Genomic DNA, 24,169 nt, shown 5'->3' on the forward strand with positions numbered 1-24,169 from the left:
AGGGCGGCCTCCAACCAGGAGGAGTGGTACTTCGTGTCGGGACGTTCCAGGGAGGCCATTGAAGCATCGTACCGGAACGCGCAGGCGGCGGCCGCAGGATGGCGGCCGGCTCCTACCGCCGCCCGAGGCGCGGGCTGGCTAGTTCGCGCCGATGGCGTCCGCCAGCACCGGTGCAAGGCGCCTGACGCCCTCGCGGAGCTCGGATGGCGGGACCGCGCTGAACGCCAGGCGCAGTTTGTTGCTGGGGCCCCGGGCCGCGGAGAAGGCGGCGCCGGGCACAAACACCACGCCCGCATCGATGCCCTTGTACAGCAACGGGTACGTGTCGATCCCCTCCGGCAGGGTGAGCCACACAAAGAAGCCGCCCTCCGGCGTCGTCCACGAGACACCCTCGGGCATGAACTCGTCAAGCGCTTCCAACAGGGCCATGCATCGTTCCCGGTACAGGCTGCGGTAGGTGGCGACCTGGCCCAACCAGTTGTAGTTGCGCAGATAGTCGCTGACCAGCAGCTGGTTGAACGTGGGCGGGCACAGTGTGACGGCCTCGCTGGCCAGGTAGTAGCGCTGTTTCAGGTGCGCCGGCACCAGGGCCCAGCCGATGCGCAGCCCGGGCGCAAAGATCTTGGAGAACGATCCCAGATACAGCACGTCCTCGGGGTTGGCCGCGCGCAGGGGGGCCGGCAGGACGCCGTCGAACTTCAACAGGCCGTAGGGGTTGTCCTCCAGCACCAGAATATTCGCCTCGCGGCAGATGTCCACGATTTCCTGCCGGCGTTCCGGGGCCAGCATCACCCCGGACGGATTGTTGAAGTTCGGGATTGTGTACAGCAGCTTGATGCGCTTGCCCTCGGCCTGCAGTGCGGCGATTCGCTCCCGCAGCAGGGAAGGAATGATCCCGTGTTCGTCGCCGGACACCGGCTGGACGTCCACCTCGTAGGCCTCGAAGGTGTTCAGTGCGCCGACGTAGGTGGGGTCCTCGAGCAGGATGACGTCGCCGGGGTTGCAAAACACCTTCGCGGCAACGTCCTGGGCGGACTGGGAGCCGGCCGTGATGACCACGTTGTCCGGATCCGCATCGAGGATGCCTTCGGCCGCCATCACCTCGCATATCTGCGTGCGCAGCTCCAGCGTGCCCTGGCCGCCACCGTACTGCAGCGCCTCCAGCCCATGTTCGGCAATGATTTTGGCCGCCGTGGCGCCCAGCCGATCCAGCGGCAGCGACTGCAGGTACGGGTTGCCGCCCGCCAGCGAAACGAGCCCAGGCTGCATGGAAATCTCAAACACGTCACGCACCGCGGACTGCTTGATGTTCGCGGCTCGGGCCGAGAGAAGGGCATCGTGGCGGTGGCCGGACTGGGGTGCCGCCTGGGCGGCAGAGCCTGCCCGGGCCAGTGCGTCCACGGCTTCCTCGGACAGTGTTTCCTGGGACTGTGTTTCTTCGGGCACGGTGTTGGCGGCAGCTTTGGCGCCGGAGTCTGGAGTGTTCACGGTGTCAGGATACAACCAATGTTGCTAAATAGGCATCAAAGGTTTTTCAAACAGGGCCTCATTTGAGACTCAAGGCCGAGCTCAACGTTTTTCCGTTGATGGTGATGGCCACCGGTGCGCCAGCCGCCTTCTCCGCCGTGAGGAGCAGCTGCTGCTCAACGCGCGGGATGTCGCACTCCCCGCCCAGCTTCAGCGTGCCCGCCAGGTGTGCCGTGATGACGCTCCCGGCGCGGTCCACGGACAGTACTTCCAGGCTGGACTGCCACAGCGCATTGTCCAGGCCGGACTGCCCAAGCTGCTGCGAGTGGTCCGCCAACAGCGTCCGCAGCGCGCCCTCCACCGGGTCGGTGAAGCTGATGGCGGCGCCGGTCACGGCCACGGCGCTGTCGCCGCAGCCGACGGTTGGCCCGGAGACGCCCGCGTCGCCCTGGGCAATGTAAAACAGGGTGGGGGAGGCCGTGACCGGCATGACTGTCGGGTCATCGCCCGCTGCAGGCTGTGCGGACGACGCCGGAGCCTGGCTTGGGCTGCCCTCCTGGGTTGACGGCTGGGCGGCCTGGGCGGTGCCACCGGTGGTGGTGCCCGGGGGAGTGGCACCCGGGGTCACCGTGGGCGCAGTGCTGCGTGCCGCCGTCGTTCCTCCGGAACAGCCCCCGAGCGCCAAGGCGGCACAGGCTGCCAGAACCAGAACCGGGTACCTCCGAATGGCAAACATGGCGTCCTCCCCGGGTGGTCCCCCACGTGGCCGCGGGCCGGATGGTCCGCGTGATTCCAGCGTAGACGGACCGCTGCGCAGGGCGCAGGGAAATGGCCGAAGGGGAGCCGAAGCGCAATGTCATTGCGCGGCGGTCACGGTGGGGTGTCCCCCGGTCACCGGCCAATCACGGACGCGCGGCGGTATGTCAGGTGCGTGACCAGTTCCGTGGCGCGGGCGCCAACTTGAACAAATTCCAAGCGGGGCAGCCCGGCAAACAACCGCTCGCCGGAGCCGAGGACCACCGGCGCCAGGTGCAGCCGCAGCTCGTCAATCAGGCCCGCGGCCAGGAACTGGTTGACCGTCGCGGCCCCGCCGGCAACGGCCACGTCCAGGCCCCCGGCGGCGGTGCGGGCCTGCTCCAGTGCTGCCTCAATGCCGTCCGTGACAAACGAAAACGTGGTGCCGCCCTCCATCACCAGCGGGTCCCGGGCATGGTGGCTGAGGACAATGACCGGTGCGTGGTAGGGCGGGTTCCCGCCCCACCAGCCGCGCCACGGTCCCTTTCCTTCGACATCCCAGGTTTCCCACGGACCGCGAACGGGTCCGAACATGTTCCGGCCCATGATGAAGGCCCCGGCATCGGTGATGGCCGCCATCTCGGGCGCATTGGCGTCGGGCTGGTCAAACATCCAGGTGTGCAGGATCGTGTCCGCCCCTTCACCCATGGGATGTTCCAGGCTTTGATGGGGACCGGCCACGAATCCGTCCAGTGAAAGCCCGATGTCGCAGTTGACCATGGTCATGGCAGGCGGGCCAGAAACTCGGCGATGCGGGCGGCCATGACCTCAGGGTCCCAGCTGTGGTTGGCGGCCGGCAGCGTCTCCTTGCGGGCGTGGGGCACGTTCGCTGCAATGGACTCGGCGGCCGGAGGCATGATCGGCAGCGTCTGCTCGCCCACCAGGGCCAGCGTCGGCGCCTCAATGGACGCCCACAATTCGGCGCGCGGGGCGGACTGGGTCCAGGCAAGTGACTCGGAATCGGCCTCCAGGGACGGGCCCATGGATGTCATGACCGGCCAGCCGGGGCCGTTCCGGGCTCCCTCCAGCCATTGAGGCGGCATGTCCTTCATGAAATAGGCAATGGTTCCGTCGGCATCCCCGGACGCGATCCTGGCCCGCAGCCCGTCCAGGAAATCGGCGCCGTCGTTGCCCAGCTCCTCCCGCAGCGGAACCTCCCACAGCACCAGGGCTGAAACGTCCAGCCCTGCCGCCGCGGCCGCCAGCGCTATGGCGCCCCCGGAGGAATTTCCGTACAGGGCCACCGGCCCACCCGCCACTGCGCTGAGCGCGCGGAGGTCGTCAATGGTGTCCGCGAGCGTGAACGACGGCGCCTCCATGCTTTCGCCGCGGCCCCTCCGGTCATAGTTGAGCACGGAAAAGCCGCGAGCTGCCAGCAGGCCTGCCATGGCCACCGTGGTGGGGTCGAAGCCGCGGAACTGCATTGCCCCCGCCACCAGGATGACGGGCGGACCCGATCCTTCGATGTCGTAGGCGATGCGCGTCCCGTCGCGGGAAGTGGCAAAGCTGCTCATGCGTGCCTCCTAGAGAGTTCTAGACGGCACGCTACGCGGATGCGGGCGTGCCGTCCAGAACTTTTTAAGATGCGGGTGCCTTGCCGGTCCGGGCGGGCCCCGGCGGGCGCGTCTCGCCCTGCCGAGCGCGTCTCGCCCGCCCGCCCGGACCGGCCGGGAGACCCTAGACCAGCTGCCGCCAGTCCTGCGCCAGGGGCAGGCCATGGGCGCTGGAGACCGAGTGGTGGGCCACCTGTCCGCCGGCCACGTTCAGGCCGGCCGCCAGTGCGGAATCGGCTTCGAGTGCCGCAGCCACGCCCTTGTTGGCCAGGGCCACGGCGTAGCGCAGGGTCACGTTCGTCAGGGCATAGGTGGAAGTGTTGGGGACGGCGCCGGGCATGTTGGCCACGCAGTAGAACACGGAGTTGTGGACCATGAATGTGGGGTTCTCATGGGTGGTCGGGTGGGTGTCCTCAAAGCAGCCGCCCTGATCCACGGCGATATCCACCAGCACGGAGCCGGGCTTCATCTTGGCCACGAGCGCGTTGGTGACGAGCTTGGGCGCCTTGGCCCCGGGAATCAGGACCGAGCCAATGACCAGGTCTGCCCCCAGCAGTGATCGCTCAATTTCCAGGGTGTTCGACGCCACGGTTTTGAGGCGCCCCTGGTAGAGGGCGTCCAGTTCCTGCAGGCGGCTGATGTTGATGTCCAGGATGGTCACGTCCGCCCCGGCGCCAATGGCCATGGCTGCAGCGTTGGTGCCGGACACCCCCGCGCCCAGGATCACGACGTTGGCAGGCCGGACGCCGGGAACGCCGCCCAGCAGAATTCCCTTGCCGCCGGCAGGTGCCGTCAGGCACTGGGCGCCAACCTGCACGGACAGGCGCCCGGCCACCTCGGACATGGGGGCCAGCAGGGGCAGGGTACGGCCCATCTGCACCGTCTCGTAGGCAATTGCAGTCACGCCGCTGTCCAGGAGAGCACGGGTCAGCTCCGGCTCGGCGGCCAGGTGCAGGTAGGTGAACAGCACCAGGCCCTTGCGGAAGTGGGAGTATTCGGTGCTGATGGGTTCCTTGACCTTAACCACCATGTCGGCCCGGCCCCACACCTCGGCCGCGTCCGTCACCAGCTCGGCACCGGCGCCCGCGTATTCCTCATCCGCGATGCTCGAGCCCAGGCCCGCCCCCCGCTCGACCAGCACGGTGTGGCCGTGCTGGATGAACTCGTGCACGCCGGAGGCCGTTATGGCCACGCGGAACTCGTTGTTCTTGATCTCCTTGGGAACGCCGATGATCATGATATTTTCCTTCTGTTCGTGCGGAGCTGGTGGGACGCTGCCGTTGCTGCGCCCGGAACGCGCATCTGATACGTTCCACCCTATGGTCGGAATGTGGGACAGCTCATGGTCCCGTGGGAGGGAAGCGGGGCGCCACCTCGCAATTCCGGGCCTTTTTCGCCCGCTCTTTCGACAAATGTCGAGCCGCACCGGGCCAAGTGTCGCTTGCTGTCTGTCCGGGGACGTACCCTGAATCCATGCGGAACCAGGAGATCGAAGACCTCGTCGAGCAACTCGCCGTCGAACTGGGCCGCGGGCTCTCCCTGGAGGACCTGGACGGGCTGCTGCTGGCCTACAGCGCCAACCAGTCGCATGCCGACCGGGTGCGCGTGAACTTCCTGTTAAGCAAGCGGGTCCCCGCGGACGTCAGCGCGTGGCAGCTGTCGCATGGCATCGCAGCGGCGGTCCGGCCCGTGGTGGTGCCCGCCAATGCGGCGCTGGGCATGCTGGGCCGGGTGTGCGTGCCGCTGCTGGTCCGCGGCTTCCGCGTCGGCTACCTCTGGGTCCAGCAGGATTCCCAGGATCAAAGTGCGACGGCGATCCTCGCCCAGCTGCCCCACGTGCGGGATTCGGTGGAGCTCCTGGCCACGCTCCTGCTCGACTCCAACACTGCCGAGTCAAGCCAGCGCCGCGCCCGCGAACAGCAGTTCCTCGCCGCCGTCGACGGTGACAGGCACGCCATCGATGTCATTTCCGAGTGGCCCAAAGTCCGCCAGCGCGGGCCATGGCAGGCGGCAACGGTGTATTCGGCACCAGGTCCGGGCCCCGCGCCGGATCCCGATCGGCGAACCGCCCGGGATCCCCTGGCCGCGGTGCTGGTCCACCGCAGCGCCGGGCTGCAGGCGAGCGTGGGCGTCGACGACGCGCTGTTCAGCGCCGGGCTCGGCACGCACACCGTGATGTTGTTCCGGGCCGTGCAGCGCCGCACCGCCCACGCCGACGTCCTGGCGCGCTACGCGGCTGAGCTGTCGAAGCGGACGGGGGCCCCGGCATCGAACGCGGTGATGGGCATTGGCGAGCCATTCAGCTCGCTGCGACAGCTGCCCGCGGCGTGCCGGGAGTCGCGGATTGCGGCGCAGGCGACCGCCGTGGATCCCGGGCTGGGAGCCATTCTCGACGTTCGCGGCGCCGGCGTGTACGAGGTCCTTGCCGGCGGCGCGGCCGACCCGGACGACAGCGTGTACTACCGGCTGCTGCGTGACCGGGACGACGCCGCCGAGCTCTTTCCCGTGCTGGAGCTCATGTATGACAGCGACGGTGCCGTGGCCGGGATCGCCGGGCAGCTGCACCTGCACCGCTCCACCGTCTACAACCGGCTCTCGCGGGTGCGTGGGATCATCGGTGCCGATCCGCTGGCCGGCCGTGTCCGGCTGGAACTGCACCTGGCCCTGAAAGCGGCGCGCTGGGCGGGCCGGCCGCGCCTCTGAGCTGAATCTATATTGCAGTTGTTGGACGAAAAACGCCGAAAAACCGCGATTTCGGTCCAACAACTGCAACACAGTTTGTCCACCAGCTCAGGCACGCGACCCCTCGTGGACAGCGTGGCGCAGCAGCCTGCCCGTCGGCGTGACGCCGTCGATCTCGGCACCGGCCAGGAAGGTGCGCCGGACCACCCCGGTCAGGGATGCGCCGTCGTACGGGGTGATGGCGTTCTTGTGCAAGAGCTGGGTCGCGTCCACCACCTGCGCCTCGTCGGCGGCGAAGATGGAGAAGTCGGCGTCGGCGCCCACGGCCAGCCGTCCCTTGCCGGAAAGGCCAACGAGATCCGCCGGGGCGGAGGACATCCAGCCCACCACTTTTTCCAGCGGGATGCCGCGCTTGCGGGCTTCGGTCCAGATCAGCGGCAGACCCAGCTGGAGCGAGGACACCCCGCCCCAGGCCACGGCGAAGTCGCCGTTGGCCAGGTCCTTCAGGTCAAGGGTGCTGGGGGAGTGGTCGGAGACGATGCAGTCAATGGTGCCGTCCTCCAGGCCCTGCCAGAGCAGTTCCCGGTTGCCGGCCTCGCGGATCGGAGGGCAGCACTTGTAGGCGGTGGCGCCGTCCGGGATGTCCTCGGCCTGCAGGGTCAGGTAGTGCGGGCACGTCTCCACGGTGATCCGAAGGCCCTCGGCCTTGGCAGCGGCGATGAGCGGCAGGCCCTCGGCGGAGGACAGATGCAGGATGTGGGCGCGGGCGCCGGTGCGCCGGGCCGCGTCAATGACCCGGGCAATGGCCGCGTTCTCGGCGGCGCGCGGACGCGAGGCCAGGAAGTCCGAGTAGTGCCGACCGGGCACGGCCGTGATCTCCTCGATGGTCCGGGAATCCTCGGCATGGACGATGAGCAGGGAACCGAAGGAGCCGATCTCGGCCAGATCGCGTTCCATCTCCTCGGACTCCAGATGCGGGAATTCGTCCACGCCTGAATGGATGAGGAAGCATTTGAAGCCGAAGACGCCCTCTTCGTGCAGGGGGCGCAGGTCCGCGGTGTTGCCCGGGATGGCGCCACCCCAGAAGCCGACGTTCACGAACGTCTGGCCGGCGGCGGCCTCGCGCTTGAGCTCAAGGTGGGGGACCGTCGTCGTCGGCGGGATGCTGTTCAGCGGCATGTCCACCACGGTGGTGACGCCGCCCGCCGCCGCGGCACGGGTGGCCGAGGCGAAGCCCTCCCAATCGGTGCGGCCGGGCTCGTTGATGTGGACGTGGCTGTCCACGAGCCCCGGCAGCAGTGTTTCCTCCGGGCCCAGCTCGATGGTCTCCCGGCCCGCCAATCCGGTGCCGAGGGGCTCGACGGCGGCAATCACTCCGGCGTTGATGCCCACCTCGTGCGCGGCGGAGCCGGCTGGGGTGAGGACGCGCGCGCCGCGGATGACAAGGTCAAAGGTGTTCGTGTCAGACGGTGTTGCTTTAGACAAGGGAAATCTCCTCTTCCAGGGCCGCAGCCAGTTCCATTCCAATGGTTGCACCAATCCGTTCCAACAGCTCCCCCGCATGGCTCATGCAGCGGGAGATGTCCGGTTCCAGCTCGGCGAGGGCGAACGTCCGGGCGAACCCGGCGTCGCGAAGTGTGGCGTCATCGAGTGTGGTGCGCCCGCAGACCGCCAGCACCCGGACCCCTGCCATTTCCGCCGCGGCGGCGACCCCCAGGGGGGCCTTGCCGCGCAGGCTCTGGCGGTCCAGGCTGCCTTCACCGGTGATGACCACGTCCGCGCCCTGCAGCTTTTCCGAGAGCTGTGTCAGCTCCATGACGACGTCGATGCCAGGACGGCGCACGGCGTTCAGCACGGCCAGGGCCGCGTAACCGGTGCCGCCGGCGGCCCCGGCGCCCGGGTGGTTGCTGGCGTCCACCGACTGCATGCCGAGTTCGTTGGACAGCACCCGGAAGTAGCGCTCCAGGGCGTCCTCGAGCTGGTCGACCTGGGCGCTCGTGGCACCCTTTTGGGGCCCAAACACGGCCGCAGTGCCATCCGGGCCCAGCAGCGGATTGTCCACGTCGCTGGCCAGGGTGAACCGGGTGCCGGCCAGCCGTGGGTCCAAGGTTTCCAGGACAATCCGGGACACTGTGGCCAGGGCCGCGCCGCCGGGGGCTACGGGCCGCTCCCGGGAGTCCAGGAGCTTCGCGCCCAGGGCTGCCAGCATGCCGGCGCCGCCGTCCGTACAGGCACTGCCGCCCACCCCGAGGACAATGTCGGTGCAGCCCTTGTCCAGGGCGGCGCGGACCAGCTGGCCCGTGCCAAAACTGGACGCCGTGAGCGGAACCAGGGTGCCGCCGTCGAGCACGTGCAGGCCGGATGCGGCCGCCATCTCGATGACTGCGCGGGTTCCCTGGACGGCGAAGTCCGCGTCAACCGGCCCACCGGTGGGCCCCTCCACCGACGCGGTGACCCGGGTGAACCCGGCGGCGACGGCAGCATCTACGGTGCCCTCGCCGCCGTCGCCCAGCGGGACCAGTTCGATCTCCAGCGCCGGGTTGGCGGAGCGGATCCCCGCGGCCAGGTGCCGGGCCGCCTCGGGTGCGGACAGGGACCCCTTGAACTTGTCCGGGGCCAGGATGACGCGCATGGCAGGTGCCTAACCCTGCAGGGCCAGGATGGCGGTGGGGGCGTCGGCGGAGGATTCGGCCAGGCCCTCGAACTCGGTCATGTTGTCCAGCTCCGAGCCCATGGAAATGTTGGTCACGCGCTCCAGAATGGCCTCGACGATCACGGGAACCTGGAATTCCTCCATCATTTCCTTCGCCTTGGCAAAGGCGGCCGGGAATTCCTCGGGGCGCTCCACGCGGATGGCCTTGCAGCCCAGGCCCTCGGCCACCTTGACGTGGTCCACGCCGTAGCCCGCTGCAGTGGCAGAAGAATCAGTCGAGTTGATGTTCTCAAACGCCAGCGACACCTCGAAGTCCATGTCGAAGCCTCGCTGCGACTGGCGGATCAGGCCCAGATAGGAGTTGTTGACCACCACGTGGATGTACGGCAGCTTGAACTGCGCGCCCACGGCCAGTTCCTCGATCATGAACTGGAAATCGTAGTCTCCGGACAGCGCCACGACGGTCTGCCCGGGCTTGCCGCGGACCACGCCCAGGGCGGCGGGGACGGTCCAGCCCAGCGGGCCGGCCTGGCCGGCGTTGATCCAGCGGCGCGGGCCAAAGACGTGCAGCATCTGGGCGCCGGCGATCTGGGACAGGCCGATGGTGGAGACGTAGGTGGTGTCCTCGCCGAAGGCCGTGTTCATTTCCTCGTAGACGCGCTGCGGCTTCAGCGGCACGTTCTCGAAGTGGGTCTTGCGCTGCATGGTGCCCTTGCGGGCGGTGCATTCTGCGGCCCAGCCCGTGTAGTCAGGTGCCGTGCCGGCGGCCTTGCGCTCGCGGGCCACGTCCAGCAGGATCTCCAGCGCGGCGCCGGCGTCGGAGGCGATGCCCAGGTCCGGGGCGAAGACGCGGCCGATCTGCGTCGGGTCGATGTCCACGTGGATGAAGGTGCGGCCCTTCCGGTAGGTGTCCAGGCCGCCGGTGTGGCGGTTCGCCCAGCGGTTGCCGATGCCGATGACGGCGTCGGACTCCAGGAAAGAGGCGTTGCCGTAGCGGTGGGAGGTCTGGATGCCGACCATGCCGGCCATCAGCGGGTGGCTGTCGGGGATGGAGCCCCAGGCCATCAGGGTGGGGATGACGGGGATGGACAGCAGCTCGGCCAGTTCCACCAGCTTGGCTGAGGCGCCGGCGTTAATGATGCCGCCGCCGGCCACGATCAGCGGGTGCCTGCCCGCGAACAGCATGTCCAGGGCCTTCTCGGCCTGCTGGCGCGTGGCCTTCGGCTTGGCAGCTTCCAGCGGCTCGTACAGGTCAATGTCGAATTCAATCTCCGCCATCTGGACGTCAAAAGGCAGGTCAAGCAGCACGGGGCCCGGACGGCCGGAGCGCATCAGGCCGAACGCCTTCTGGAACGCCCCGGGAACCTGGCCCGGCTCCTTGACGGTCATGGACATCTTCGTGACGGGGGTGGCGATGGACTCGATGTCCACGGCCTGGAAGTCTTCCTTGTGCAGCTTGGCCAGCGGTGCCTGGCCGGTGATGCACAGGATCGGGACGGAGTCGGCCCAGCTGGCGTACAGCCCGGTGATCATGTCCGTCCCGGCGGGGCCGGAGGTGCCCAGGCAGACGCCGATGTTGCCGTCCGCGGCGCGGCTGTAGCCGTCGGCCATATGCGAGGCGCCTTCAACGTGGCGGGCCAGCGTATGCCGAATGCCGCCGTGGGCCTTCATGGCCGAGTACAGCGGGTTGATGGCGGCGCCGGGCAGCCCGAAGGTTTCGGTGGCGCCTTCCTTTTCCAGTATTGCAACGATCGCGTCAACTGCGCGCATCTTGGTCATGGTGTGCTCCTTGGGAGAAATTTTTGGGGTGTTTTTGGGTGTACTGCAGGCGCCGGCGCCGCTTTTTGGCGGACGACGCCGGTTCCTGCGTGGGTGTCTGGCCGGCGGTTGGCCGGGCGGCTGGGTGTGTTTCGGCGGCTACTTGCGGCCGGAAAGTGCGGCAGCCTGCTTGAACAGGCCCGAGTGGTCCAGGCCGCCGTCGCCCTGGGCCACGAGCGAGCCGACCAGCTGTGCAACGGCCGCTCCGAGCGGGACGGCGACACCGGCTTCGCGGGCTGCCGCGGTGACGATGCCGAGGTCCTTGTTGTGGAGGGCCAGGCGGAAGCCGGGGTCGAAGTTGCGGTCCAGCATCTTCTGGCCCTTCTGCTCGAGGACCTTGGAACCGGCCAGGCCGCCGCCGAGGACCTTGAGCGCGGCGTCGGTGTCCACGCCGTAGGCCTCGAGGAAGACGATGGCTTCGGCGAGGGCTTCAATGTTGACGGCCACAATGAGCTGGTTCGCTGCCTTGACGGTCTGGCCGGAGCCGGAGGGGCCTACATGGACAATGGTCTTGCCCACGGCGCCAAGGATGTCCGCCGCGTCGGCGAAGTCCCCAGCCGTGCCGCCCACCATGATGGAGAGGACGGCGTCGATGGCTCCCTGCTCCCCGCCGGAGACGGGTGCGTCGAGGGGGCGCAGCCCGGCGGCCGTTGCATCGTCGGAGAGGCGCTTGGCCACGTCCGGGCGGATGCTGCTGGCGTCAATCCACAAGGTTCCCTTGCAGGCGTTGGCGAATACGCCGTCGTTGCCGCTGACCACCGCCTCGACGTCGGGGGAGTCCGGGACCATGGTGATGACGGCGTCGGCGTCCTTGACGGCGTCGGCAATGCTGGTGGCGCCGCGGCCGCCGGCGGCCGCGAGCTTGTCGGTGGCGGCCTGGCTGCGGTTGAAGCCGGCGACCATGAACCCGGCGTTGACGAGGTTGACCGCCATGGGCAGGCCCATGATCCCGAGGCCGATGACTGCGATGTTTTTCATGAGGGGTCCTTAAGGGAAAGCGTTGTCGGGTTGCTTAGTTGTTGGCGGCGGGTTCGCGGATGGCCCAGGTGAAGGCGTCCGCGGCGGCGGCCTTGTACTCAAGCCCGATGTGGCCGGTGTAGCCCAGTTCGCGGCTGCGGGCGATCCATTCGCCAAGGGGGAGCCCGCCGGTGCCGGGGGCGCCGCGGCCGGGGTTGTCGGCAATTTGGATGTGGCCGAAGTCCTTGGCGTGGCTTTCAATGACGGCGGCGACGTCGTCGCCGTTGACGGCCAAATGATAGAAGTCGGCCAGCAGCTTGATGTTGTCCGCGCCGGCCTTGGCAATGACGTTCAAGGCGTCCTGGGCTGTCTTCAGGGGGTAGGCGGGGGTGCCGGAGACCGGCTCCAGCAGCACCGTGCCGCCGATCTTGGCGACGCCCGCGGCGGCTGCGCGGAGGTTTTTCAAGGCTGCCTCGTCCTGTTTCTCCGGCGTGGCGCCGTCCTGTCGGTTCCCGTAGAGGGCGTTGAAGCCCTTGCAGCCGAGACGGCCGCCGATCCCCGCCACAACGTCGATGTTGTCCTTGAATTCCTGCTCGCGGCCGGGCCAGGAGACCAAGCCGCGGTCACCGGCCGGCATGTCCCCGGCGTTGAAGTTCAGACCGGTGAGCTGAACGCCGGCGTCGGTGATGGCGCGCTCAAAGGCGGTGACCTCGGCGTCGGCAGGGACGGAGGAGGCGAAGGGCCACCAGAACTCGACGGCATCGAAGCCCGCGGCCTTGGCGGCTGCCGGGCGTTCGAGCAGGGGCAGCTCCGTCAGGAGGATGGAGCAGTTCACTGTGTACGTCATGGTGGGTCCTTCCCGTGGAACGTCGGCGTTCCGGTTGCGGTCATTCCACAGTTTCAGTGCGGTTGTTTTTACCGCTTCATATTTTCACTGTGAGAATTTCGTAATGTGGAATTTAGATTCTGCTTTATGAAAAGTCTAGGCATGGCGCGGCGCGGAGTCAAGGGGGTTGGCAGGCTTTGATGTGTGCCACGGCATATTCCGCGCCCATTGAGGCACCATCATGCGCAACGCTGCGACCGTGTGCCGCGTATAAGTCATGGGAGGGACTTCCATCATGCGCAGCCGTGGTGCCTGGCGTTGCGCAGGAAGGCAAGCTGCGCAGGGTTGGAGGGTAGGCCTTACGCATAATGTAAGCCGGTTTCCGGCATGCGCAACGCTGCGTCCGCAAGCCGCGTATAAGTAGGGCGTCCAGCCCTGCGCATGATTCATGGCGGCTTGTGCGCAGCGTGACTCATGTCCTCTATTCGCGGAGAATGCCGCGCAGGTGCGAAGCGACGTTTCATCATGCACTGCGCCGGTGTACGGGTTGTTCCCGTGGCAGATGGCTTCGGCCCGCCGGCACCCCGAAGGGGGTTCGCTGTTAGCGCCGTCGCGGCCTCCCAACACTCGCTTCGTCCCCGGCGGCTCGCACCGTTCGCAAGCTTGCGGCGGGGCCCCCGCCGCCGTGGGCCCACGTGCGGGGCCCCTCGGCTGTTAGGCTGGCGCGCATGCACTCTGCGGGGGAACGGAACAGGCCGGAACGCTCGTGGGTGGTGGCGGCCGTTGTGCCCGGCCTGGCGCTCGCCGCCATCGCGGCGGGAATCCTGATGGCGGCCGGGGCTGGCGGGACGGGCGAATTCGGCTGGTTTGCCTATGCGCCGTTATCCGGAGAAGCATACGTCCCGAGCGCTGTGTTGTTTCTTGGCCCGCGGACATATGCAGGCTTCGCGAGCCTGGTCGTTGGCCTGCTGGCACTCGCGTTCTGGTCCGGCTACCGCACCGGCAGCGCGCGCTCGACGGGCAGGTCCTGAGGGCCCAGAGCCAAAAATGCCGCCGTTGCCGCACTTTCGCCATGGTTGGACCGGTGGCAGAAGTCCCGTGACTGGCCGCGGCTGCCCGTGCGGCGGGGTTACTGGCCGGTCATGGGTCGGTATGAGGCACTGTAGCGGACCGTCGCGCCCTGCATGCCGGGGTGCGGTCCGGCGAATTCCACGTGCCCATCAGCGCTGCTCTCATTCTCACCGCTCTCGCCTGCTCCGGCACCACTGCTGCCGAGCAGGCTCCGAGTGAGGGATTCGCCGTCGGCCATGAGCTCGTCAACGGCCGCGGCCAGGTGGGAATCGTCGGGGCTTTCGCCGCCCAGTGAGGCCGCAAGCACGCAGCGCCGGATGAGTTCCTTGGCAAAGGAGGCCGTGGTGCCTGCGACCCGTGCTGCGGCGGCCTGAAACGCCGGATCCGAGAAGGACAATCCGCGCGAATAAAGGCGCAGCAACGCCAGGCGTTCCGGCTCCGAAGGCAGCGGGATCTCCACGGCCAGGTCAACGCGGCCGGGCCGCTGGGCCAATGCGCGTTCGAGCATGTCCACGCGGTTGGTGGTGAGCACGAACGCGACGTCGGAATCGCTGTCCAGCCCGTCCATGGCGTCCAGGACCTCAAACAGCAGCGGCTGCGGGCCGTGGCCAAAGCTGCGGTCCTCCGCGATCAGGTCGACATCCTCCAACACCACGACTGACGGCGCCAGGGCGCGGGCCAGCTTCGCAGCTTCCGAGATGCGGGCGAGCGAGCCGCCGGAGAGGAGCACCGCCGTTGTGCCTTCGCTTTGGCTCAAGAGGTAGCGGACGGTGTGCGTCTTGCCGGTTCCGGGCGGACCGTACAGCAGCAGGCCGCGCTTGAGGTGCTGGCCGTGGGCCTTAAGTGCCTGCGCCTGCCGGCCGATGCCGAGGCTGTGGTCCTCCACCCGGCTGAGCACGCCGTCGGGCAGGATGACGTCGCTGCCGGGTAATTCGGGGCGCCGGATGAACGTCACCCCGCCCACGCCGGGGCCGTAGTCGCTCACGGCCAGGGAGATGACCTGGCCCTTGAACACACTGTTGCTTTGCAGGTGGCGGCGCACTTCGGCCAGGAAGACGGCGGCCGACGGCGGATCCGCCGACAGGACCTCCAGCGAGGCAAAGTTGCTGCCGAATTGCGGGTTCGCGTCGCGCTGCAGCACAGCCAGCGGCGATCCGTCGTACGCGAAAATCCACAGGCCCAGCGCCACCACCTGGCGCTGCTCGTCAGGGCCCACGGCTTCGTTTTTGTAGTCGGGCCGGGAGAGCGGGAAGCGCGGGTACATCAACGACTGCTGGATGATCTCACTCAGTGACATGTGGTTGCGCTGGTCCCCGCCGCCGACGCCCACCAGGCGGCTGTCAGGGTCCCGTGCCGCGATGGCCTCCATCAGGATGTCCAGGTCCACCAGGCGGTGCGCCGGTAGTTGCTCCACCACCACGGAAAGCTCGGCGGCCGGCATCCCCATGTGTGCGTTGAGGACATCAAGGACCTGCCTGCCGTTGGGCACCGCGTCCATTCCGGCCTGCGCCAACTGCACCAGCGAACCAAAGTCCTTGACGAACATCCCCAATTTTTCATCCATGGGCAGACACTAGCAGAGCGCCCACGCAGAACTGCGGAAACCGCGGTGACCCCTGGGTGTTGCTGAAGCTGGCGTTGAGCCAGGCGGGGGACGCGGCGTGCGGCCGCCTGGTCAAGGGTCGCCGCCATCCTTGTTGAATGCACAGTGTGCTACCTATGGCGATGAACCGAGCTAATTGCTGGAGGAACGGACAATCGCAGGGGCTAGATGAACGAGTGGTCTCGAGCTGAGCATCTGCATGACGCTGAAGTGAGCGCGTCGGCCCACCTGTCTGCGCCGGCACGTCGCTTCGGGCTTGACCGTCCTGAACGAAAGTAATCAGGATGTCGGTCCCCCACTCAAGGACCGACCCTGTGGAAGGACCTTGGGCAGTCACCCTGAACAGCCCCAGCCACGTACGCGAGCCGAGCCCCGGCCCGTCAGGGTCCCCGCTTGCGAGAAAAAGCCCACTGTTCGCCGCCATCTCGCGGGCAATATGCACAGGCTGCCCGAGAGGGTCGGGAACAGTCACGTTTCGACGTTCAACCATCTCTGCATCTCCAATGGGCCAGTACGGCGGGAATGGAGGAACCGGCCCTTTCTCCGAGAATATCCGTGACTGGACAATAGCGGCTGGTTTGAACGGCCAGAGCAGCCACTACTGCCCAGTGAGCACCGTCTCGTGCGGACCGCCGTCGTGCCCTGACTGGCGGTCGTCGCCGTGATTGCCGGAGCCGTGATGACGGCAGGGGCCGGCGGAACAGGCGAATTTATAACGGTTGGGTATGCGCCGTTGTCGGAAGGAGTGTTCTTCCCCAGCTCCGTGTTGTTTCTTGGCCCGTGGACATACGCAGGCGTCGCGACCCTGGCCGCTGGCATGCTGGCGCTCGCATTCTGGTCCGGGTACCGCACGGCCAGGCGGCGCTGGGCGGCCCCCAACGCAAAATGCAGCCGTTTCCGCACTTTCGCCATAGTTGCAACTATGGCGAAAGTGCGGAAGCGGCGGCAGAAACCGCAGGAGCCCTAGGTCAGCTTGATCTGGCGGTTCATGTCCTTGTACAGCAGGTAACGGAACTGGCCGGGACCGCCGGCGTAGCAGGCCTGCGGGCAGAACGCGCGCAGCCACATGAAGTCGCCGGCCTCCACCTCAACCCAGTCATTGTTGAGCAGGTACATGGCCTTGCCCTCCAACACGTACAGGCCGTGCTCCATGACGTGGGTCTCCGGGAACGGGATGACCCCACCCGGCTGAAACGTCACAATGTTGACCTGCATGTCGTGGGCCAGGTCGGACGAATCCGTGAAGCGGGTGGTCTTCCAGGCGCCGTTCGTATCGGGCATCGCGGTGGGCTCCACCTCGGCGTCACTGGTGACGAAGGACTCGGCCTCGTAACCGTCGAGCCGCTCGTAGGCCTTGCGGATCCACTGGAAGGAGACGATGCTGTCCGAGACGTTTTCCAAACCCCAGATGGCGCCGGCGGCCAGGTAGGCGTAACTGCCTTCCTCAAGCGCGTGCAGTTCGCCGTCCAGCGTCAGGTTGACCTTGCCCTTGGTGACAAAGATGACGCCTTCAACACCGGGCTCAAATTCGGCCTTGGGTGCGCCGCCGCCGGGACCGATCTCCACGATCAGCTGCGAGAAGGTGGTGGCAAACCCGGAGATCGGGCGGGCCAGGATCCAGGAACGGGAGTGGGTGAAACCCGGCAGCGTGCTGGTCACGATGTCGGTCATGACGCCCTTGGGAATGACCGTGTAGGCCTCCGTGACGATGGCCCGCTCGGTGGTGAGGTGCGTCTGCGGCGGGAGTCCGCCGGTGGGGTGGTAATAGTTGCCAGTCATCTTTGGCTCCTTACTTCGAAGTGGATACTGCCAGCCGCGGGTGTGCCAGTGCGGAAAGCTGGGATTGATCGAGTCCGGCAAGTGCCTGGACCTCGTCGGCGCCCACGGCCCCGCACACTACGCCGCGCAGGACAAAGTTGGCCAGCGCGCGGGCTGTGGCCGGTTCGTCCATGACGGCCCCTTCGGTGCGTGAAACATAGTTGGCGAGCCTGGCCGCCGCAGCCGGCAGGCCCTGGCGGTAGAACGCGTAAGTGGCGGAGAAGCGGCTGGGCAGGTGGGCCGGGTGCATGTCCCAGCCCTGGTAGTAGCCGCGCTCCAGGGAGCGCCGGACCAGCCGGCCGTGCAGCCGCCAGGCGTCCTCCGTGCCGTCGCCCATGGGGATGACGTTGCTGGAGCCGTCCGAAAGCCGGATGCCCGTGCCGGCAACCGCCAGCTGCATGACTTCCTTGGCGAAATCGGCGACCGGGTGCTCCATGGACTGGTACTGCGCCGCGATTTCCAGCGAGGCGCTGTAGTCGTAGGTGCCGTAGTGCAGCGCGCTGATCCGGCCAGGAATCTCATGGGCCAGCCGGGCCACCGGCGAGGTGCCATCGGCGCCGAGGATCAGCTGCGGGGTTTCCACCTGCACCTCAAAGCGGAGCCGCCCGGCGGGCAGGGAGTGCGCGGCCTCGAGACGGCCGACGGCGAAGTCCATCGCCTTAACCTGGTCCACGGTGGTCACCTTGGGCAGTGTCAGGACAAGACCGAATGGCAGTTCGCCGGCGTCGGCCAGAGTGGAGACAAACAAGTCCAGCGTGCGCAGGCCGCGGGCCCGGGTGGCTTCCTCAAAACATTTGAACCGGATGCCGATGAACGGCGGGGCGGTGCCGGCCGCAACAGCGGTGGCCACGGACCGGGCGGCTGCGACAGCGTCCGCGTCCTCGGTCTCGTCGCCACGGTTTCCGTAACCGTCCTCAAAGTCCAGGCGCAAGTCCTCGATGGGCTCCGCGGCAAGTTTTGCGGCAACGCGCGGGGCCACGGCGGCGGCAAGGCCGCCGTCCTGGCCCAACAGCGTGCCAAGCCGTTCGAGTCCGCCGTGGGCCTCGGCCGCTGCCAGGGCCTGGCGGCCCCAGTCGGCGGCAAGGTCCGGGGTGAACCTGTCCGCCGGGACGTAGACGGTGTGCACGGGCTGGCGGGAGCCGTCGTCGCCCGGGTAGTTGCGGTCCAGTAGCTGGTCGGTGGCCTGCAGGGACGCGTCTATCCGGGCGAGGTCGGCCGCCGATAGTGACGGCACGGGGCTCATCAGCCGGCCGCCAGTTCGTAGGCGGGGACGGTCAGGAAGTCCGCGTAGTCCTCCGACAGGCAGATCTCGGCGATCAGCTCACTGGCCGGCTTGTAGTACTTGGCAAAAGCGTGATCGCCGACTTCGCCGTGCAGTTTGGCTGTTTCTTCGGACAGGATTTCCTTAACCAGCTCGCGGGTGACCGTCTTGCCGGAATCGGCCAGCGTCACCGCGTTGTGGATTTGCTGCCACACCTGGGAGCGGGAGATTTCCGCGGTCGCCGCGTCCTCCATGAGGTTGTGGATGGCCACGGCGCCGCTGCCGGAAAGCCAGACTGCGGTGTAGGCGACGGCCACGTAAAGGTTAAGGCGCAGCCCGTCCTCGGTGACGGTGCCCTTGGCCGAGGCGATGTCCAGCAGCTGGTCCGCCGTAACGGAAACTTCGGGGCGCTGCCTGTCCAGCTGGTTGGGGCGCGCGCCGAGGACGGCGTCGAACACTTCCTGGCAGACGGGGACCAGGTCGGGGTGGGCCACCCAGGAGCCGTCGAAGCCGTCGTTCGCTTCGCGGGTCTTGTCCGCGCGCACCTTTTCAAACGCGGCGGCCGTGACCTCGGGCTCGCGCCGGTTGGGGATGACGGCGGCCATGCCTCCCATGGCGAAGGCGCCGCGCCGGTGGCAGGTCTTCACGAGAAGTTCGGTGTAGGCCCGCATGAACGGCGCCGTCATGGTGATCTGGCCACGGTCCGGGAGCACAAAGGCGGCCCCGGCGTCGCGGAAGTACTTGATGATGCTGAACAGGTAGTCCCAGCGGCCGGCGTTCAGGCCTGAGGCGTGGTCGCGCAGTTCGTAGAGGATCTCGTCCATTTCAAAGGCGGCCGGGATCGTCTCGATGAGGACGGTGGCCCGGACGGAGCCCTGCGGGACGCCAAGGTAGTCCTGGGCAAACACAAACACCTCGTTCCAGAGCCGTGCCTCCAGGTGGCTTTCCATCTTCGGCAGGTAGTAGTACGGGCCCTGGCCGTTGGCGAGCAGGCGCTTGGCCGTGTGGAAGAAGAGGAGGCCAAAGTCCACCAGCGCGCCCGAGGCGGGTTCGCCGTCGACCATCACATGGGTCTCCTCCAGGTGCCAGCCGCGGGGCCGGGCGACGACGACGGACAGCGGCGCGTCCGCGCGCAGCCGGTATTCCTTGCCCTCGGGGGAGGTGTAGGAAAGCGTTCCCAAGGCGGCGTCGCGCAGGTTCGCCACGGCGTCGACCACATTGGACCAGAGCGGGGTGCTGGCGTCCTCGAGGTCGGCCAGCCATACCTTGGCCCCGGAGTTCAGGGCGTTGATGGCCATCTTGGCAGGGGACGCCGGTCCGGTCATTTCCACGCGGCGGTCCGTCAGGGCGGCCGGGGCCGGGGCAACGTGCCAGTCGCCGGCGCGGATGTCAGCGGTCTCCGGCAGGAAGTCCAGGCCCCCGGTGGCGGCGACACGCTCGCGCTTGAGGGCACGCTCGGCCAGGCGGTCCTTGCGGGCCGGGTTGAAGCGGCGGTTCAGTTCGGCAACGAAGTCCAGGGCCTCCGGGGTCAGGATTTCCCCGGCGCGGGGGATCGGGGTGGGGTCGGTGACGACCACCGATGCGGTGGGGAGGGAGGCGTTGGTCATGACTGCGTCCTTTCGTTCGATGTTGCTGCGGCGGCGGCCACTGCGGAGGCGACGTCGGCGGCCACGTGCGGGTCAAAGACGCTGGGGATGATGAAGCTGGCATTAAGTTCGGAGGCATCGACACGGTTGGCAATGGCAGAGGCCGCTGCGACCAGCATATCGCCGGTGATATCCGACACGCCGGCGTCGAGCAGTCCGCGGAAGAAGCCGGGGAAGGCCAGGACGTTGTTGATCTGGTTCGGGAAATCGCTGCGGCCCGTGGCCACGACGGCGGCGTGCCTGGAGGCGAGGACCGGGTCCACCTCGGGAGTGGGGTTGGCCATTGCAAACACGATGGCGTCCTTGGCCATGGCGGCAATCTGCTCCTCGCCGAGGACATTGGGACCGCTGACGCCGATAAAGACGTCCGCCCCGTCCATGGCCTCGTGCAGCGTGCCGGTGAAGTTGTCGGGGTTGGTGTTTTCCGCCAGCCAGGCACGGTGCGCATCCGTGTGCTCCTCGTTGCGGTGGACGGCGCCGCTGCGGCCGCACGCCACAATGTTGGTGGCACCCTGGGCGATGAGCAGTTGGATGATGGCGTTGCCCGCGGCGCCCACGCCGGCCACCACGATCTTGACGTCGTGGATCTTCTTGTCCACGACCTTCAGCGCGTTGGTCAGCGCCGCCAGGGTGACGATGGCCGTGCCGTGTTGGTCGTCGTGGAAGACGGGAATGTCCAGTTCCTCGCGGAGGCGCCTTTCAATTTCGAAGCAGCGCGGTGCCGCAATGTCCTCCAGGTTGATGCCGCCATAGACGGGGGCAAGTGCCTTGACGATCATGATGATTTCTTCGGTGTCCTTGGTGTCAAGGCACACCGGCCAGGCGTCGACGTTGGCGAACTGCTTGAACAGTGCCGCCTTGCCTTCCATGACGGGCAGGGCCGCGGCCGGGCCAATGTCGCCCAGGCCCAGGACGGCGGTGCCGTCGGTGACGACGGCGATGGTGTTGCGCTTGATGGTGAGGTTGCGGGCCGCGGCGGGATCCTCGGCGATCGCCATGCAGACGCGGGCGACACCGGGGGTGTACGCCCGTGAGAGGTCGTCGCGGTTGCGCAGGGCCACCTTGGGGACGACCTCAAGCTTTCCGCCGAGGTGCATGAGGAAGGTGCGATCCGAGACGTGGAGGACGGAGACGCCGTCGAGCGCCTCAAGGGCGTCGCGGACGCGCTCGGCGTGGGCGTCGTCGGTGGTGTTTGCGGTGATGTCCACGATGATGCTCTCGTGGTGGGATTCGGTTACATCCAGGGCCGTGACGGCGGCACCGGCCGCGGCCGCGGCGGCTGCCAGTTCACTGGTGACAGTGAAGTTGGAGGGTGCGCTGACACGCAGGGTGATGGAGTTTCCGGGGCTGGGGTTCGCCATTGAATGTCCTTTGTGTGGGCCCGGAGGGGCTGCCGGAGTGCATATTAGTTTTCGTATGATGGATATTATTATCTATCTAGCGGAAATACAAGCCCCGTTGGCGGGGCGGGCCAAAATCCCACAATGTGATGTATCTTTAGGAGTGAAACGCAGTTTTCACGATGTGGATAAATTGCAGCATGGGAGTGGTTGGCCCCAGGGAACCAGGAGCGACGGCAATGGCGGCAAAGGCAAGCGGCGGGGTGCAGTCCGTCGAGCGGGTGTTTGAACTGCTCGAACTCATTACGGATGCCGGCGGCGACGTGACGCTGAGCGAACTGTCCGGTTCCACGGACCTGCCGCTGCCCACGATCCACCGCCTGCTGCGCACACTGGTGTCGCTGGGCTACATCCGCCAGCTGCCCAACCGTCGCTATGCACTGGGGCCCCGGCTCATTCGCCTGGGTGAAGGCGCCAACAAGCAGCTGGGGGCCCTGGCGCGGCCGCAGCTCAAGATGCTGGTTGACAGGCTGGGTGAAACCGCCAACATGGCCGTCCTGGAATCGGACATGGTCATCTACATCGCCCAGGTCCCGTCGCCGCACTCGATGCGCATGTTCACCGAGGTGGGCCGCCGCGCCCACACCCACGACACCGGAGTTGGCAAGGCGCTGCTGGCCCAGCTGGACAATGACACCGTGCGCGGCATCATCGCCCGCCAGGGCATGCCCACGCCCACCACCAAGAGCCTGGGCACCATCGAGGGACTGCTGGCTGATCTCGAGCTGATCCGGGCACGCGGCTACTCCATCGACGAGGAGGAGCAGGAACTCGGCGTGCGGTGCTTCGCCATGGCCGTCCCCAATGCGCCCACGCCCACGGCCATTTCCGTCTCCGGCCCCGTCACGCGCGTCGACCAGGCGTTTGCCGACCGCGCCGTGCCCATGCTCGAGGCAGCAGCGGCCATCATTTCTTCGGATATGAACAGCAACTAGCCACCGCTGGTGATTGATCCCCACCCGCTCCCCGGCCTCGCACCTCGGCCGGGGCCCCTCGCGGCCGCGGGCCCCTGTCGAAATCCGGGGCCTGCGCGGGCCGGCTGAGCTGTTCTGCGCTGGATTCGGAACGACGGCGGCGCATGGCACTGCTCTGCGCATCGCTCGCATTGGCGGCCGCGCGCAACAGGTCGGAGTGCGGGGCTCGCTGCTCGACCACCGGCATCAATCGCCGTTCACGAGCCTGCGGGCGGCCATGCTGTGTTCCGCGATGAGGCCCCCCAGGTCAAAGCCGGGGATCTGCCCGTCGACCACCCGCCAGGCCCCGCCCACCATGACCCTGTCGGCGCGGTCGGCGCCGCACAGGAGCAGGGCGGCCACCGGATCGTGGGAGCCGGAAAAGCGCAGCTCGTCCAGGGTGAACATGGCCAGGTCCGCCTGCCGTCCGGGGGCAATCTCGCCCAGGCTGTCGCGCCCCAGCACCCGGGCCGACCCGCGCGTTGCCCAGCCCAGTGCCCGTTCAACGCTGACGCCGGCGCCGTAGCGCAGCCGTTGCAGGTACAGGGCCTGCCGGGCCTCCTGGATCATGTTGGAGGCGTCGTTGGACGCGGATCCGTCCACTCCCAGGCCCACCGGAGCGCCGGCATCCTCCAGTTCCAGGATCCGCGCGGTGCCGGACGCAAGCCGCATGTTCGACGTCGGGCAGTGGGCTATCCCTGTCCCGGCGGCTCCCAGCCGGGCGATCTCCGCGTCGTCAAAGTGGATGCCGTGCCCCAGCCAGGTCCGTTCCGTCAGCCATCCCACGCTTTCCAGATAGTCCACGGTGCGCAGGCCAAACATCTCGCGGCAGAAATCCTCCTCATCGAGGGTCTCCGCCAGGTGTGTGTGCAGCCGGACATCCAGCCTTTCGGCCAGCTGGGCGCTTTCCTCCATGACCTCGCGGGTGACCGAAAACGGTGAGCATGGGGCCAGCGCGATCTGGATGACGGCGTCGTCACCGCGCTCGTGGTACGCGGCAACCAGCCGTTCGCTGTCCGCCAGAATCACTTCCGGGTCCTGCACTGTGGACTGTGGCGGCAGCCCGCCGTCGTTCTCGCCCAGCGACATGGAGCCGCGGGTCAGGGTGGCACGCATGCCCAGCTGCCGCACCACCTGGACCTGGATGTCGATGGCATCCTCGAGGCCGTCGGGAAACAGATAGTGGTGGTCGGCCGCCGTCGTGCAGCCGGAGAGGAGCAGCTCCGCGAGGGCGGCCGTGGTGGCGAGCTCCAGGTCCCGCGGTGTCAGACGCGCCCACACCGGGTACAGCGCCTTCAGCCAAGGGAACAGTTCCGCGTTCGCCACCGGCGTCCAGGCCCGGGTGAGCGTCTGGTAAAAGTGGTGGTGGGTGTTCACCAGCCCGGGCGTGAGCACGTGCCGGCCGGCGTCAAACACCTCGTCGCACGGCTCGGCGGGAACCATGCCGGCGCCGATGACCTCGGCGATGGTGCCGCCGGAGACGACGACCCCGCCTCCGGCGTCAAGGTTGTTGGCCGTGAAGGCGGCCAGCGGGTTCTTCAGCCACAGGCGGTGTGGCCGGACTGGCGATGTGGTTGGCATGGGGATCCTCGTTAGGGCTGGATGGACTGTCCCGGGCGGCCCCGGCCCAAAAGCAAAAAGAGCCGGCACCGCAAGGGTGCCAGCT

Annotated in this window: 19 protein-coding genes; 3 read left to right on the forward strand and 16 right to left on the reverse strand. The window is 67.6% G+C overall.

All coding sequences use genetic code 11. From position 1 onward, the window contains the following. Positions 1 to 138: 138 nt before the first annotated feature. From CVV68_RS07825 to ald, 5 genes are all read right to left on the reverse strand, one after another. On the reverse strand, positions 139 to 1,446 hold the full coding sequence (locus CVV68_RS07825; protein ID WP_438502619.1) for an aminotransferase-like domain-containing protein: 1,308 nt from the start codon (positions 1,444 to 1,446) through the stop codon (positions 139 to 141). Between the two features lie 100 nt (positions 1,447 to 1,546). After that, positions 1,547 to 2,203 (reverse strand): hypothetical protein, encoded by a 657-nt coding sequence (locus tag CVV68_RS24180; RefSeq protein ID WP_245933411.1) that lies wholly within the window; start codon positions 2,201 to 2,203, stop codon positions 1,547 to 1,549. Positions 2,204 to 2,358: 155 nt separating this feature from the next. Then, positions 2,359 to 2,988, reverse strand: a complete 630-nt coding sequence (locus tag CVV68_RS07835) for a dihydrofolate reductase family protein (RefSeq protein ID WP_110500432.1) — start codon at positions 2,986 to 2,988, stop codon at positions 2,359 to 2,361. Next, entirely contained in the window at positions 2,985 to 3,776 is a 792-nt protein-coding gene (locus CVV68_RS07840; protein WP_110500433.1) for an alpha/beta fold hydrolase, read from the reverse strand. The genes CVV68_RS07835 and CVV68_RS07840 overlap by 4 nt, the downstream gene beginning before the upstream one ends. A 163-nt stretch (positions 3,777 to 3,939) precedes the next feature. Continuing rightward, the gene (gene ald / locus CVV68_RS07845; RefSeq protein ID WP_110500434.1) at positions 3,940 to 5,052 is read right to left on the reverse strand and encodes an alanine dehydrogenase; all 1,113 of its coding nucleotides are present in this window, start codon (positions 5,050 to 5,052) and stop codon (positions 3,940 to 3,942) included. 236 nt (positions 5,053 to 5,288) lie between these two features. Here ald and CVV68_RS07850 point away from each other — a divergent pair, with 236 nt between their 5' ends. Beyond that, positions 5,289 to 6,518: a PucR family transcriptional regulator gene (locus CVV68_RS07850; protein ID WP_110500435.1), complete on the forward strand. Its 1,230-nt coding sequence runs from the start codon at positions 5,289 to 5,291 to the stop codon at positions 6,516 to 6,518. A gap of 87 nt (positions 6,519 to 6,605) precedes the next feature. Here the strand turns inward: CVV68_RS07850 and allB are convergent, their stop codons facing one another. The 5 genes from allB to CVV68_RS07875 all read right to left on the reverse strand — a co-directional run bounded on the left by allB (position 6,606) and on the right by CVV68_RS07875 (position 12,772). Beyond that, the gene (gene allB / locus CVV68_RS07855) at positions 6,606 to 7,982 is read right to left on the reverse strand and encodes an allantoinase AllB (RefSeq protein WP_245933412.1); all 1,377 of its coding nucleotides are present in this window, start codon (positions 7,980 to 7,982) and stop codon (positions 6,606 to 6,608) included. Further along, on the reverse strand, positions 7,975 to 9,129 hold the full coding sequence (locus CVV68_RS07860; protein WP_110500437.1) for a glycerate kinase: 1,155 nt from the start codon (positions 9,127 to 9,129) through the stop codon (positions 7,975 to 7,977). The genes allB and CVV68_RS07860 overlap by 8 nt, the downstream gene beginning before the upstream one ends. Positions 9,130 to 9,138: 9 nt before the next feature. Continuing rightward, positions 9,139 to 10,929 carry a glyoxylate carboligase gene (gcl, locus tag CVV68_RS07865; protein ID WP_110500438.1) on the reverse strand — a complete coding sequence of 597 codons (1,791 nt, stop codon included), beginning with the start codon at positions 10,927 to 10,929 and terminating at the stop codon, positions 9,139 to 9,141. A 138-nt stretch (positions 10,930 to 11,067) separates the two neighbouring features. Beyond that, positions 11,068 to 11,946 carry a 2-hydroxy-3-oxopropionate reductase gene (locus tag CVV68_RS07870; protein WP_110500439.1) on the reverse strand — a complete coding sequence of 293 codons (879 nt, stop codon included), beginning with the start codon at positions 11,944 to 11,946 and terminating at the stop codon, positions 11,068 to 11,070. Positions 11,947 to 11,980: 34 nt separating this feature from the next. Next, on the reverse strand, positions 11,981 to 12,772 hold the full coding sequence (locus CVV68_RS07875) for a hydroxypyruvate isomerase family protein (protein WP_110500440.1): 792 nt from the start codon (positions 12,770 to 12,772) through the stop codon (positions 11,981 to 11,983). Positions 12,773 to 13,479: 707 nt separating this feature from the next. Here CVV68_RS07875 and CVV68_RS07880 point away from each other — a divergent pair. Beyond that, positions 13,480 to 13,782 (forward strand): hypothetical protein, encoded by a 303-nt coding sequence (locus CVV68_RS07880; RefSeq protein ID WP_146238853.1) that lies wholly within the window; start codon positions 13,480 to 13,482, stop codon positions 13,780 to 13,782. 98 nt (positions 13,783 to 13,880) lie between these two features. On the opposite strand, the gene CVV68_RS07885 is transcribed toward CVV68_RS07880, so the two are convergent. The 5 genes from CVV68_RS07885 to CVV68_RS07915 all read right to left on the reverse strand — a co-directional run bounded on the left by CVV68_RS07885 (position 13,881) and on the right by CVV68_RS07915 (position 21,511). Continuing rightward, the gene (locus tag CVV68_RS07885) at positions 13,881 to 15,386 is read right to left on the reverse strand and encodes an AAA family ATPase (protein WP_110500442.1); all 1,506 of its coding nucleotides are present in this window, start codon (positions 15,384 to 15,386) and stop codon (positions 13,881 to 13,883) included. A gap of 1,002 nt (positions 15,387 to 16,388) precedes the next feature. Continuing rightward, on the reverse strand, positions 16,389 to 17,204 hold the full coding sequence (locus CVV68_RS07900) for a bifunctional allantoicase/(S)-ureidoglycine aminohydrolase (RefSeq protein WP_110500444.1): 816 nt from the start codon (positions 17,202 to 17,204) through the stop codon (positions 16,389 to 16,391). A gap of 10 nt (positions 17,205 to 17,214) precedes the next feature. After that, positions 17,215 to 18,486 (reverse strand): DUF6986 family protein, encoded by a 1,272-nt coding sequence (locus tag CVV68_RS07905; RefSeq protein ID WP_211320754.1) that lies wholly within the window; start codon positions 18,484 to 18,486, stop codon positions 17,215 to 17,217. Further along, positions 18,486 to 20,111, reverse strand: a complete 1,626-nt coding sequence (aceB, locus tag CVV68_RS07910) for a malate synthase A (RefSeq protein ID WP_110500445.1) — start codon at positions 20,109 to 20,111, stop codon at positions 18,486 to 18,488. Before aceB ends, CVV68_RS07905 begins: the two co-directional genes overlap by 1 nt. Beyond that, entirely contained in the window at positions 20,108 to 21,511 is a 1,404-nt protein-coding gene (locus tag CVV68_RS07915; RefSeq protein ID WP_110500446.1) for an NAD-dependent malic enzyme, read from the reverse strand. Before CVV68_RS07915 ends, aceB begins: the two co-directional genes overlap by 4 nt. A gap of 218 nt (positions 21,512 to 21,729) precedes the next feature. Between CVV68_RS07915 and CVV68_RS07920 the strand changes: the two genes are divergently transcribed. Further along, entirely contained in the window at positions 21,730 to 22,485 is a 756-nt protein-coding gene (locus CVV68_RS07920; RefSeq protein WP_110500447.1) for an IclR family transcriptional regulator, read from the forward strand. 225 nt (positions 22,486 to 22,710) lie between these two features. On the opposite strand, the gene CVV68_RS07925 is transcribed toward CVV68_RS07920, so the two are convergent. Continuing rightward, positions 22,711 to 24,084 carry an 8-oxoguanine deaminase gene (locus CVV68_RS07925; protein WP_110500448.1) on the reverse strand — a complete coding sequence of 458 codons (1,374 nt, stop codon included), beginning with the start codon at positions 24,082 to 24,084 and terminating at the stop codon, positions 22,711 to 22,713. Positions 24,085 to 24,169 lie beyond the last annotated feature (85 nt).

Source organism: Arthrobacter livingstonensis (assembly GCF_003219815.1).
In the GTDB taxonomy this organism is placed as follows: domain Bacteria; phylum Actinomycetota; class Actinomycetes; order Actinomycetales; family Micrococcaceae; genus Specibacter; species Specibacter livingstonensis.